This window comes from Stenotrophomonas sp. YJH_SMC_40 (assembly GCF_059368615.1).
On sequence record NZ_JCAFRX010000007.1, the window covers coordinates 230,382 to 243,189 of the forward strand.

The 12,808-nt window shown below is 67.2% G+C and carries 11 protein-coding genes; 7 read left to right on the plus strand and 4 right to left on the minus strand.

Translation table 11 applies throughout. From position 1 onward, the window contains the following. The first annotated feature begins 109 nt into the window (after positions 1–109). From AC5P6X_RS15300 to AC5P6X_RS15325, 6 genes are all read left to right on the plus strand, one after another. On the plus strand, positions 110–1,546 hold the full coding sequence (locus AC5P6X_RS15300) for a C40 family peptidase (protein ID WP_099605775.1): 1,437 nt from the start codon (positions 110–112) through the stop codon (positions 1,544–1,546). Then, positions 1,547–2,641 carry a dipeptide epimerase gene (locus tag AC5P6X_RS15305; RefSeq protein WP_495215520.1) on the plus strand — a complete coding sequence of 365 codons (1,095 nt, stop codon included), beginning with the start codon at positions 1,547–1,549 and terminating at the stop codon, positions 2,639–2,641. It begins immediately after the preceding gene. 538 nt (positions 2,642–3,179) lie between these two features. After that, positions 3,180–4,028, plus strand: coding sequence for a MurR/RpiR family transcriptional regulator (locus AC5P6X_RS15310; RefSeq protein WP_099605593.1), 849 nt, complete (start codon positions 3,180–3,182; stop codon positions 4,026–4,028). A 15-nt stretch (positions 4,029–4,043) separates the two neighbouring features. After that, positions 4,044–4,805 carry a L,D-transpeptidase family protein gene (locus tag AC5P6X_RS15315; RefSeq protein WP_329757233.1) on the plus strand — a complete coding sequence of 254 codons (762 nt, stop codon included), beginning with the start codon at positions 4,044–4,046 and terminating at the stop codon, positions 4,803–4,805. After that, complete coding sequence (locus tag AC5P6X_RS15320; protein WP_005407814.1) at positions 4,802–6,103, plus strand: APC family permease; 1,302 nt, start codon at positions 4,802–4,804, stop codon at positions 6,101–6,103. The genes AC5P6X_RS15315 and AC5P6X_RS15320 overlap by 4 nt, the downstream gene beginning before the upstream one ends. A gap of 110 nt (positions 6,104–6,213) precedes the next feature. Continuing rightward, positions 6,214–6,537, plus strand: coding sequence for a hypothetical protein (locus AC5P6X_RS15325; RefSeq protein WP_005412038.1), 324 nt, complete (start codon positions 6,214–6,216; stop codon positions 6,535–6,537). A gap of 87 nt (positions 6,538–6,624) precedes the next feature. Here AC5P6X_RS15325 and yiaA read toward each other — a convergent pair whose 3' ends face one another. Continuing rightward, the gene (gene yiaA, locus AC5P6X_RS15330; RefSeq protein ID WP_005407812.1) at positions 6,625–7,077 is read right to left on the minus strand and encodes an inner membrane protein YiaA; all 453 of its coding nucleotides are present in this window, start codon (positions 7,075–7,077) and stop codon (positions 6,625–6,627) included. Between the two features lie 168 nt (positions 7,078–7,245). Between yiaA and AC5P6X_RS15335 the strand changes: the two genes are divergently transcribed. Further along, positions 7,246–8,415: a PQQ-dependent sugar dehydrogenase gene (locus AC5P6X_RS15335; protein WP_262091249.1), complete on the plus strand. Its 1,170-nt coding sequence runs from the start codon at positions 7,246–7,248 to the stop codon at positions 8,413–8,415. A 114-nt stretch (positions 8,416–8,529) separates the two neighbouring features. Here AC5P6X_RS15335 and AC5P6X_RS15340 read toward each other — a convergent pair whose 3' ends face one another. The 3 genes from AC5P6X_RS15340 to AC5P6X_RS15350 form a co-directional block, all read right to left on the minus strand. Then, on the minus strand, positions 8,530–9,075 hold the full coding sequence (locus AC5P6X_RS15340; protein WP_329757232.1) for a hypothetical protein: 546 nt from the start codon (positions 9,073–9,075) through the stop codon (positions 8,530–8,532). Positions 9,076–9,205: 130 nt separating this feature from the next. Further along, positions 9,206–11,380: a glycoside hydrolase family 3 N-terminal domain-containing protein gene (locus AC5P6X_RS15345; protein ID WP_123958150.1), complete on the minus strand. Its 2,175-nt coding sequence runs from the start codon at positions 11,378–11,380 to the stop codon at positions 9,206–9,208. Positions 11,381–11,508: 128 nt separating this feature from the next. Further along, positions 11,509–12,780 (minus strand): mechanosensitive ion channel family protein, encoded by a 1,272-nt coding sequence (locus tag AC5P6X_RS15350; RefSeq protein ID WP_088436393.1) that lies wholly within the window; start codon positions 12,778–12,780, stop codon positions 11,509–11,511. Between the last annotated feature and the right edge of the window lie 28 nt (positions 12,781–12,808).

Genomic DNA, 12,808 nt, shown 5'->3' on the forward strand with positions numbered 1-12,808 from the left:
GGTAACGGCTGTGTAACACGGGCCGGGATGTCGGTCAATAATTTATTCTTGCTTTCGATGCCAAAAGGAATAAATATTCCAACAGGCATTCGAGGAGGGTGTGCACCGCATGAGCCTGGCTTCCCGCGAACCGCACCGGCGTTGGCCGCGCCGGTTGACCCTGGCCCTGTGCCTGCTGGCCGCACCGGCCTTTGCACAGGCGGCACCACCGCCCGACCCGGGTGCGCCGCTGCCCTATGTGATCGGCCTGCACGAGGCCTACCTCACCCCGCAGTACTGGGCCGCGCGCCTGGACAACGCTGATGCGCCGATTCTGGATCGCGCGCAGGTCGAGGCGCAGAACGCGCGGATGCGGGCGCAGGACAGCCATATCCAGGACATCGCCACACTGCCCGCCCAGCTTGATGCGGCGACGGTGCGTGCCAGCATCAGCGCGCTGTCCAGCTGGCCCACGCGTGCACTGTTCAACGAGACGGGCCAGGCCATCGCCCCCGCGCTGCGCAGCGGCATCGAAGCCAACCTCGGCCTCGATGCGATTCCTGCCCAGGTGGCACCGGCCTATGGGCTGGTGGTGAAGCGCGCGGCACTGCGTACCTTCCCCACCCGCGAGCGCGTCTTCAGCACCGCCGGTGACACCGACATCGACCGCTTCCAGGAATCGGCGCTGTTCCCCGGCGACAAGGTCGCGGTGGTTCACCGCAGTGCCGACGGCCGCTGGCTGTTCGTGCACAGCGAGCGCTACAGCGCGTGGATCGAAGCCGACGCCATCGCCAGCGGCGACAAGGCCACGGTGCTCGGCTACGGCGCGAAGGGACCGTACCGCATCATCACCGGTGCCACGGCGCAGACCGTCTACACCCCGGAAGAACCGCGCGTCTCGCGCCTGCAGCTGGATATGGGCGTGCGCCTGCCGGTGCTGGCCGACTGGCCTGCGTCAGAGCCGGTGAACGGCCAGCAGGCGCATGCCTCGTGGGTGGTGCAGTTGCCGGTGCGCGAGGCCGATGGGCGTCTGAAGCTCGTACCGGCGCTGCTGCCGCGCTCGCAGGACACCGCCGCCGACTACCTGCCACTGACCCCGCGCCTGCTGCTGCAGCAGGCCTTCAAGTTCCTGGGCGAACGCTACGGCTGGGGCCATGACTACGACACCCGTGACTGCAGCGGGTTCGTCTCCGAGATCTACCGCAGCTTCGGCGTGCTGCTGCCGCGCAATACCAGTGCACAGGCGGTCAGCCCGGCACTGGATCGCCTGCCGTTCACCGACAATGTCGGCAAGGCCGCGCGCGACCGTGCGGTCACCGAACTACAGGTCGGCGACCTGGTCTACATCCCCGGCCACGTGATGATGGCCATTGGCCACGTCGACGGCCACACCTGGGTGATCCACGATACGGCGGGCGGCAGCTGGTTCGGTGCCGACGGCAGACGTGTGCAGGCCCATCTCAATGGTGTTTCGGTCACGCCGCTGGAGCCGATGATGGCCAGCGATACCGTCCGCTACATCGACCGCATCACCAACATCCAGCGCCTGCGGGCCAAGACCCCCTGAATGAAGATCACTGCCATCGAACTGGGCATGCTGCGCGTGCCGCTGAAGACGCCGTTCAAGACTGCCCTGCGCACGGTGGAAACCGTGGAGGACGTGGTGGTGCTGATCCGCACCGACACCGGCAACACCGGTTACGGTGAAGCCCCGGCCACCGCGGTGATCACCGGCGATACGCACGGCTCGATCATCGAAGCGATCCGCCACTTCATCGCCCCGCGCCTGATCGGCCAGGACGTGGTCAACCTCAACCATCTGTGCACGCTGGTGCAGACCGCGATGGAGCGCAACACCAGCGCCAAGGCAGCGGTGGAGATCGCGCTGTACGACCTGTGGGCGCAGCTGCACGGTGCGCCGCTGTACCAGATGCTCGGTGGTGGCGACCCGGTGATCACCACCGACATCACCATCAGCGTGGACTACATCGACAAGATGGTGGCCGATTCGCTGTCGGCCATCGAGCGCGGCTTCGAGTCGCTGAAGATCAAGGTCGGCAAGGACATCGGCCTGGACATCGAACGGGTCAAGGCGATCCATGCCGCCGTGGAAGGCCGCGCCCTGCTGCGCCTGGATGCCAACCAGGGCTGGACCGCCAAGCAGGCGGTGCATGCGATGCGTACGCTGGAAGAGGCCGGCGTGGTGCTGGAGCTGCTGGAGCAGCCGGTGAAAGCCGCCGATATCAGCGGGCTGAAGTACGTCACCGATCGCGTCAACACGCCGGTGATGGCCGATGAAAGCGTGTTCAGCCCCAGCCAGGTGATGGACCTGATCCAGCAGCGCGCGGCCGACATCATCAACATCAAGCTGATGAAGACCGGCGGCCTGTCCAACGCGATCCGCATCGCCGACATCGCCGGCATCTACGGCGTGCCGTGCATGATCGGCTGCATGATCGAGTCGAGCATCAGCGTGGCTGCCGCCGTGCACCTGGCCGTGGCCAAGAGTGATGTGATCACCAAAGTTGACCTCGACGGTCCCTCGCTGGGCCAGTTCGACCCGGCCAGCGGCGGCGTGCATTTCAACGAATCGGAGATCAGCATCAGCGACGTGCCGGGGCTGGGCATTACCGAAGTGCGCGGGCTGGAGATGCTGGGGTGATTTGCGCCTTGCGGCTGGCTTGGTCCTCAACTGATCCTGGGTCGCGCGTTACTTTTCTTTCCGCGGAAAGAAAAGTAACCAAAAGAAACGCTCCGCCGGCCGCGAGCCGACGTGCTGCGCACGCCGGTACCCTGCGCTCCTCGGTCCGTCGAGGGACGGCGCGGAACTCGCTGCGCTCAGACACCCGCGCCTCTTCGCCCTCGCCGGACCTGCGGTGCTCGGCTCGCTTGAAGGCGGACTCAACGTCAAAGGCAACAACTGCATCCCGTGGATCCACGCCATGCGTGGATGCTTTTGCTCTTGCTTCTGCTCTACCCCGTATCCCCTTCGCGGCTGGCACGCGCGCGATCTGTCCGGGGTCGGGCGGGTGGGGCTTGCAGGGGTGTCCGCGCCAAGGATGGCGCGGCCAAGCCTCCATGGACGGATTCACGGCGTCCCCTGCAAACCCCACCCGCCCGACCCACTCCATGACCTGCTCTACGCTGCCAACCGCAACGCGTTCCCCTATGCTCCAACGCACGCCCCTCGGACACCCCGCATGCCGCCCCTGCTGAAGATCCGTTCCGAGCGCGGGCAGATGTCGGCCATCGAGCGACGCATCGCCGACTTCATCCTCGACAACGCCCACCTGCTGCGCGACTACTCGTCCCAGCAACTGGCCAGCGCGCTGGGCATCAGCCAGTCCAGCGTGGTGAAGTTCAGCCAGAAGCTCGGCTTCAAGGGCTACCCGGACCTGAAGTACTCCATCGGCCAGGATGTCGCCCGTGCTGGCGCCGATCCGCAGCAGGCCCCCAGCGAACCCGACAGCGGCGACGACTACCTGCGCCTGGGCGACACCCTGCGCCGCAGCAAGGCGCAGGCCGAAGAGGAAACCCGCCAGGCCAACCCACGCAAGGAAATCGAGCGCATCGTGCAGCTGCTCGACGGCGCGCCCAAGCTGTTCGTGTACGGCCTGGGTGACGACGGCCTGTATGCCCGCGAGTTCGCCATGCGGCTGTCGCTGCTCGGCCTGCTGGTGGTGCCGCATACCGACCCGATCCTGATGCTGGCCAACCTGTCGGCCGCGCGCCCCGGTGATGCGCTGCTGGTGTTCTCCGAATTCGGCAACCTGCCTCAGCTTTCGCAGCTGTCGCGCCAGTTCCAGGACATGGGTGGCAAGGTGATTTCCATCACCCGCCATACCGCCAACCCGCTGCGCGCGCATGCTGACGCAGCGCTGGTGGTGTGTGCGCACGAGCGCACGCCGCAGGTCGCGCAGCTGCTGTACCGTAGCGCCATGCACGCCCTGCTCGATTTCCTGTTCGTGCTGCTCTGCCACACCAATCCGGACCGCCGGCAGCAGCTGGCGGTGAACCTGGAGCGGATCGACCACCTGCTGGATTCCTGACCGGAGCACCTGTTGATGAAATCGCTGGTCCGTCTCGCTACCGCTGCACTGCTGCTTGCCGCGGCGGCATCCGTCCACGCTGCGCCGCTGCAGGGTGCGCGCCAGCTGATCGTGGTCACCAGCGAAAGCTGGGACAGCACACAGGGCCAGCTGCAGGCCTTTGTGCGTGATGGCAAGGGCTGGCACGCACATGGAGAGGCGTTCCCGGTGGCACTGGGCCGCACCGGCAGCGCCTGGGGCCTGGGCCTGCACCCGGCGCAGGCCGATGGCCCGCAGAAGCAGGAAGGCGACGGCCGCAGCCCGGCAGGCGTGTTCGCGCTCGGCAGCGCGTTCGGCTATGCCGTCACCCGCCCCGGCACCGCCATGCCCTACCAGCCGATGCTCGACAGCAGCTACTGCATGGATGTGCCGGCGTCGCCGTTCTATAACCGCATCGTCGACGCGAAGAAGGTCGGCAAGGCAGCTGTGGAAGGCTCCACCGAGCCGATGCGGCTGGATCTGCACAACAAGGGCGACGTGCGTTACCAGGAAGGCTTCGTGATCGCCCACAACCCGGACAACCAGCCCGGCAAGGGCAGCTGCATCTTCGCCCATCTGTGGCGCCAACCCGGTGAGGCCACGGCCGGCTGCACCGCCATGCCGCAGGCCCGCATGCAGGCCCTGCTGGACTGGTTGCGGCCGCAGGATGCGCCGCGCTTCGTGCTGCTGCCGCGCGCCGAGTACACGCGCCTGCAGGCCCAGTGGCAACTGCCCGCATTGCGCGGAGACGCCCGTTGAGCGCGCAGGACGAACCGCAGCTGCAGCGCGCGGTCAGCCGCTGGCAGATCGTCGGCCTCTCGATCAACGATGTGATCGGCAGCGGCATCTACCTGCTGCCGGCCGCCACCGTCGCCCTGCTCGGCCCCTTCAGCCTGTGGGGCGTGGTCGCCGCCGGTATCGTCGTGGCGCTGCTGGTGCTGTGCTACGCGCAGGCCGCCAGCTATTTCGACGAGCCCGGTGGCAGCTACCTGTATGCACGCGAGGCGTTCGGGCGCTTCGCCGGGTTCGAGATCGGCTGGATGATCTGGCTGACCCGCATCAGCTCGGCGGCCGCACTCAGCAACGCGCTGGCCGATGCGGTCGCGCGTTTCTGGCCGTGGGCCGGTGCCGGCATGGGGCGCATCGCGGTGATCGTGGTGTCGCTGGGCTTCCTCACCGGCGTCAACATCATCGGCGTGCGCTCGGCCGCGCGCACCGGCGTGGTGCTGGTGATCGGCAAGATGTTGCCGCTGCTGCTGTTCGTGGCCATCGGTGCGTTCTACATCGACCCGCAGCTGGCCTTCTCCGGCCAGCGCCCCGACCCGCACGACCTGCAGCGCATGGGCGAGGCCGCGTTGCTGCTGCTGTACGCCTATGCCGGCTTCGAGAACATCCCGGCCGCCGCCGGCGAGTACCGTAATCCGCGCCGCGATATTCCGTTCGCGCTGATCACCATGATCATCACCGTCACCGTCATCTACGGCGCGGTGCAGGTGGTGGCACAGGGCACGCTGGCCGGCCTGGCCAGCTCGGCCACGCCGCTGGCCGATGCCGCTGCCGGCTTCGGCGGCGAAGCGCTGGCGCTGATCCTCACCGTAGGCGCGACCATCTCCATCCTCGGCACCAACAGCAACACGATGATGATGGGCCCACGCTTCCTGTTCGCACTGGCCCGCGATGGCTATGGGCCGAAGATCCTGGCGCAGGTGCATCCGCGCTTCCACACGCCAGCCGCGTCGATCCTGTGCCAAGGCCTGATCGCGCTGGGCCTGGCCCTGTCCGGTTCGTTCGTGCAGCTGGCCCTGCTGTCGATGACCACGCGCCTGTTCGCCTACATCGGAACGGCCGCTGCGGTACTGGTGCTGGCCAAGCGCTATGCGGACCGGCCGGGCGCACTGAAACTGCCGGGTGGTCCGCTGATTCCGGTACTGGCGCTGCTGCTGTGCCTGGCGCTGTTCGCCAGTGCCAGCTGGCAGAACATCGCTGCTGCGCTGGTGGCGTTCGCCATCGGCGCGGTGATCTACAAGCTGCCGCGAAAAGATGCCGACGCCGGATGACCGATAGCGCCGGGCCATGCCCGGCGGATTGATCTGGTGATCACGCTGCCGGACCGGGCCGTTAACCGCCACACAGGCAGGATCAGGCTTCGTCCACAACGGAGCCTTCCATGACCGAGTACCAGATCCCCGGCCGCGTACCGGACGACAGCACGCCGCGCGATGCGGTCAGCAACTACTGGCGCGAACGCTACACCGCCGAACCGTACTACGACGACCAGCTGTTCTTCGAGGACTATGAACCGGCCTACCGCATCGGCCATGCCGCGCGTGCACAGGACATGATCCGCGCCTACGAACAGGTCGAAGCTGAACTGGAGTCGCGCTGGGCCAGCGAGCGTGGCCGCAGCCGGCTGGAATGGGCGCAGGCACGAAATGCCGTGCGCCGTGGCTGGGAGGACGCGCAGCAGGCGGATCCGCTGTTGAAGCGATAGCGCCACGCTTTTGTCGGGCCGAGCCTACGCTCGGCTCGACTCCGCAAACGCCGCGGGACAGCCGAGCATGGGCCCGGCTCTACACATTCACTCCTGTTCCGGCAGCGGCGGCACGACCGCGCTGCGCTTGCTCTCACCGCCACCGGCGGCGATCAGGTCGCGGGTGTTCTTCTGCACCGCCACCGCGCCGAACAGCGACAGTGCATACGCCATGCCGTAGAAGCCCTTCTCGCTCGGTGCCAGCGTGGCATTCCACAGGCCAACCAGCAGCAGCATCAACGCCGACAGCAGTGCGAACCAGCACAGCGCGTAGTACAGGCCACTCACCGGAATGCCCTCGACGCGGTCACGCACGCTCTTCTGCAGCGACACCGCCGCGAACAGGCCGAACAGCAGCAGGGTCAGGTAGTAGCCCTTTTCGTTGAGCGCCATCGTGGCGTTGAACAGACCGATCAGGTAGGCCGCTGCACCCAGCAGCAGGGCCACCCATGAGGCGGCGATGAAGGCGGTGGAGGGCTTGTGGGGCATGGCAGTGTTCATTGCAGATCCTTGGCAGGCAGACGGGCACGCTTTGCCCGGGCGTGCCCACCCTAGACGATCCCGCCGCGCTCGCACAGGGGTCGCAGGACCTTCGGGCCACGACGCTCACGACGCCAGTGGTATACAAGGGACAGCCCGGCCATCCGCATCCCCGCCCTGGAGATACCCATGACCCGCACGCCCCTGCTGCTCGCCCTCGGCCTGGTGCCGATCCTTGCCACCTCCGCCTGCAATGCCGCCGACCCGGCCGCCAACGGCGCCCAGACTGCGGCGCCCGCAGCCTCCACCACTGCCGACCAGCGCCCGTTCACCGCCACCGAAATCAGCCGCTTCGACCAGCCGTGGGCGATGACCTTCCTGCCGGACGGCAGCCTGCTGGTCACCGAAAAGCGCGGCAAGCTGCAGCACCTGGACCTGGCCAGCGGCCAGAAGCATGAGATTACCGGCGTTCCGAAGGTCGCTTACGGCGGCCAGGGCGGCTTCGGTGACGTGATCCTGCACCCGCAATTCGCGAGCAACCACGTGATCTACCTCAGCTATGCCGAGGAAGGCACGCTGGACACCCGCGGCGCTGCCGTGGCCCGTGCCACGCTGGCGCTGGACGCCAACGGTGCCGGCCAGCTGAAGGACCTGAAGGTGATCTGGCGACAGAGCCCGAAGGTGAGTGGTGAAGGTCACTACGGCCATCGCCTTGCTTTCGGCCCGGACGGCAAGCTGTGGATCAGCTCCAGCGAGCGCCAGAAGTTCGATCCGGCGCAGGACATGGGCGGCAACCTCGGCAAGATCATCCGCCTCAACGACGATGGCAGCCTGCCCGCCGACAACCCGTTCGCCTCGCAGGGCGGCGTGGCCGCGCAGGTGTGGTCACTGGGCCACCGCAACATCCTCGGCATGGCCTTCGATGCCAACGGCAAGCTGTGGGCACACGAGATGGGCCCGGCCGGCGGTGACGAGCTGAACCTGATCGTGCGCGGCGCCAACTACGGCTACCCGATCGTTTCCAATGGTGACCATTACGACGGCCGGCCGATTCCCGACCACAGCACCCACCCGGAATTCGCCGCGCCGAAGGTGACCTGGACGCCGGTGATCTCGCCGGCCGGCTTCGTGATCTACAGCGGCAACCTGTTCCCGCAGTGGAAGGGCAGCGGCTTCATCGGCGGCCTGTCCTCCACCTCGCTGGTGCGCGTGGCTTTCGACGGCGACAGCGCGCGCGAAGCCGAACGCTTCAACATGGGCGAGCGGATCCGCGAAGTGGAACAGGGCCCGGATGGCGCCCTGTGGCTGCTGGAAGACGGCAGCAAGGCGCGCCTGCTGAAGCTCACCCCGAAGACCTGATGCCCGCCGGTGCCGGGCGCTGGCCGGCACCTGGATCCTTCCGACATCCTGCGGTTGCCGGCCAGCGGCCGGCACCACCTTGCCAAACGGCCCCGCACGCGGGGCCGTCTGCGTTCATTGGATGGTGATGACCTTCACCTCGGTCTTCGTGCAGGCCTGATCCAGGCACTGCCCGTTCAACCACACCTGGCCGCTGCCGATCATCACGCCCTGCTGGTTGACGAACACCTTGCCGAAATCCTGCTCGGACACCGCCTTGACCACCGCCGGGGTGATGATCTTCTCGTAGTTGCGCTGGAACTCACCGGGGCCGGTGATCTTCTTTCCGCCACCGACGTTCAATGGAAAGCGCACTTCCTCCACCACCGCAGCGCGATCGCCGCCAACCACGGCGGCCTTGAACGCATTGAAGACCTTCTCGAACTGCGCCGCATCGCCAAGCAGCGTTTCGATGCGCGCGCGTGCGTCTTCGGCGGGCGCTTCCGCTGCGGGCGCGGCCGGTGCCGAAGCAGCGGGTTCAGTGGCAGATGCCGCAGGCGTTGCCTGGGCGCTGGCCTCCATCGGCGGCGGTGCATCCGTCGCAGGCCCGGCCGGCGGTGCCGCCGGCTGCGAGCAGGCGGCCAGCATCAGGGCGGGAATCAGACAAGCCATCCGGCGCATGCGCGCACTCCATCGAAACAGGGAGCCCGATGGTAGCGCCGCCGCGGTGAGGACAACAAAAAGGGGACGGAGGGGATTAAGTCGTTAGTGGCACAAACGACTTAATCCCCTCCGTCCCCTTTTTCTTCGATCAGGCCTTCAGCAGCTCGAACTGCACGGCTTCGCCGGCCGCCGAGGACGCGCAGACCCACAGGTCAAAGTGGCCCGGTTCGGCACGCAGCACGCCGTCGCGGCCGGTGAAGGCCAGTTGCTCGCGGGTGAGGGTGAACACCACGTTGGTCGACTCGCCTGGCTGCAGTGCCACCTTGCGGAAGTCCTTCAGTTCACGCACCGGACGCACGCGGCTGGCCACGCGGTCGTGGATGTACAGCTGCACCACTTCCTCGCCGGCCACGTCGCCGCTGTTGGTCAGCGTGGTGGTGATGGTCAGGGTGTGGTCCCAGCCGAGCTGCGCCGCACTCAGCTGCGGCACGCCGTAGGCGAAGGTGGTGTAGCCGATGCCGTGGCCGAACGGGTACAGCGGCTCGTTCGGAATCTCGCGCCAGCGAGCCTTGAACTCCGACATGGTCGGCAGTTCCGGGCGGCCGGTGCGCGGGTGGTTGTAGAAGTACGGCTGCTGGCCGGACACCTGCGGGAAGCTGACCGGCAGGCGGCCGGACGGGCTGTAGTCTCCGAACAGCACATCAGCCACGGCATGGCCGGTCTGCGTGCCCAGGTACCAGGTGACCGCCACCGCGTGCGCGTTGCGCACCGCGCCCTGCAGTGCCAGCGCGCGGCCGTTGCGCAGCAGCACCACCAGCGGCTTGCCGGTCATCGCCACCGCCTCGGCCAGTGCCTGCTGTGCCGGCGGCAGGGTGATCTCCACGCGCGACTGCGCTTCACCGCTGTAGCGCTGCGGTTCGCCCAGCGCCAGCACCACCACGTCGGCGCGCAGCGCGGCAGCCACCGCTGCTTCGGTGCCGCCCGGAATGGCAGTTTCCAGTTCGCAGCCCGGCACGATCTCCAGCAGCGCTTCATCGCCGATGGCGGCGCGCACGCCGGTTTCCAGGTCCACGTAACGCTGCTTGTCGCCGAACAGGGTCCAGCAGCCTTCAATGTTCTCGCGGTCCTGCACGAACGGGCCGATCAGCGCGATCTTCTGCCCGGTCTTCTGCAGCGGCAGCACGTTGTCACGGTTGTTCAGCAGCACGATCGAACGGCGCGCGGCATCGCGCGACAGTTCGTCATGCGCGGCGAGGTACGAGGTATCGGCTTCGCGCGCCGGGTCCAGCGAACGGTACGGGTCGTCGAACAGGCCGATGGTTTCCTTCAGCCACAGGATGCGGCGCACGCCTTCATCCAGCACACTCATCGGCACGTCGCCGCTCTCGACCAGACCCGGCAGGTGTTCGGCATAGAAGCCGCTCTGCATGCTCAGATCCAGGCCGGCGGTGAACGCCTTGGCAGTGGCGTCGCGGTCGTCGGCGGCGTAGCCGTGGGCGACCAGTTCCATGTCGGCGGTGTAATCGGAGATCACCACGCCCGGGAACTTCCACTCACCGCGCAGGATGTCGGTCAGCAGTTCGGCGTTGGCGCTGGCCGGCACGCCGTTGATGTCGTTGAACGAGGACATCACGGTGATCGCGCCGGCGTCGAAGGCGGCCTTGAACGGCGGCAGGTGCACGTCGCGCAGGGTCTGCGGCGAGATGTCCACCATGTTGTATTCCATGCCGGCCATCACCGCGCCATAGGCGGCGAAGTGCTTGGGCGTGGCCAGCAGCGAATCGGCGGCGCGCAGGTCGCTGCCCTGGAAGCCGCGCACGCGGGCGGCGGCGAACGCACAGCCCAGCACCACGTCCTCACCGGCACCTTCGGCGCCACGGCCCCAGCGCTGGTCGCGGGCGATGTCCACGGCTGGGGCGTAGGTCCAGTGCAGGCCAGCGGCAGTGGCTTCGATGGCGGTGGCGCGCGCGGTGCGCTCGGCCAGGTCCGGCTCGAAGCTGGCGGCCTCGCCCAGCGGGATCGGGAACACGGTACGCATGCCGTGGATGACGTCGGCAGCCAGGATCACCGGGATGCCCAGGCGGCTTTCCTCGATGGCGACCTGCTGGATGCGGCGGCCCAGTTCGGCGCCCACACCATTGAACAGCGAGCCGACCTTGCCCTCGCGCACCTGCTGCAGCACCTGGTCGGCATTGCGCACGTTGGCTTCCGGGTTCACATCCGGGGCGAACGGGCGGACCATGTCCGCGAAGACACCCAGCTGGCCGACCTTTTCCTCGACGGTCATCTGGGCAATGAGGGATTCGATGCGATCGGAGGCCACCGGCAGTCCTTGATGAAAACGTTTACAAGCCCGGCATTCTAGCGATCCCGGGCGATTTGGCGAGGGGTTTGTTCATTCAGTTTCAGCCACCAGCGGGGTCCGTATGGCCCCGCCGGGGGCACCGCAGCTTACTCCGAGCCGGCCAACTGGCGCTGCCCGGCCATCAACATGGCGTCGCTGGAGGCCTGGAACACCCGCAGGCCGAAGGCCGGCAGGATCGCCAGCAGGTGGTCGAAAATGTCCGACTGCACCGCCTCGTACTCGCCCCAGGCGGTGCTGCGGGTGAAGCAGTACAGCTCCAGCGGCAGGCCTTCGGTGGTCGGCTGCAGCTGACGGACCAGCAGGGTCATGTCGGTATGGATGCCCGGGTGGCTGCGCAGGTAGCGCTCCACATAGGCCCGGAAGGTACCCAGGTTGGTCACCCGGCGGCTGTTGACCTCGGCCACGCCCTGCTCGCGCAGGCGCCCGTTCCACTGCCCCAGCTCCTGCTCCTTGGCCTGCAGGTAGTCGCGCAGCAGCGCGAATTCACCGAGGAAGGCCAGGTCGCCCTCATCCAGGAAGCCGACGCTGTGCTGGTCCAGGTACAGCGCGCGCTTGATCCGGCGCCCACCCGCCTCCTGCATGCCGCGCCAGTTCTTGAACGACTCGGTCACCAGCTTCTTGGTCGGGATGGTGGTGATGGTCTTGTCGAAGTTCTGCACGGTGATGGTGTGCAGGGCGATGTCGATCACATCGCCATCGGCGTTCTGGCTGGGCATCTCGATCCAGTCACCGATGCGTACACGACCATCGCCACTGATCTGTACGCTGGCCACCAGCGACAGGATGGTGTCCTGGAAGATCAGCATCAGCACTGCGGTGGCGGCGCCGAGACCGGTGACCAGATAGCGGAGGTCGACGCCGGCCAGGGTGGCAACGATCGACAGGCCGGCGATCACGAAGATGACGATCTTGGCGACCTGCAGGTACCCCTTGATCGGCTTGTTGCGTGCCTCGGGGCGGCGCTCGTAGAGATCATTGGCCGCATCCAGCGCATGCGAGATGGCCAGCACCACGGTCAGGATCGCCCACGCCTGGCAGGCGCCGATGATGAAGCTCACCAGCCCCGGCGGCAGGTCCGGCACGATGCGGATGCCCGAGGCGATCACCTGGCTGGGCACCACATTGGACAGACGCGAGATCACCCGCATCAGGTGGCTGCCGCTGCCGGTATCAGCGCCCGGCAGGCGGCTGAGCAGGCGTCGCAGCCCGCGCAGCAGGATGCGCTTGGTCACCCAGTTGGCCAGGCCAGCGGCGATCAGCAGCGCCGAGATCATCAACGCCAGGTAGGCGCCAGGATAGGGTTCCAGTGTGTTCTGCAGCCGTTCCAGCCACTGTACCGCCACCACCGCGTCCACCATCGGTTGTCTCCTGTCTGTTTCGTTGTTG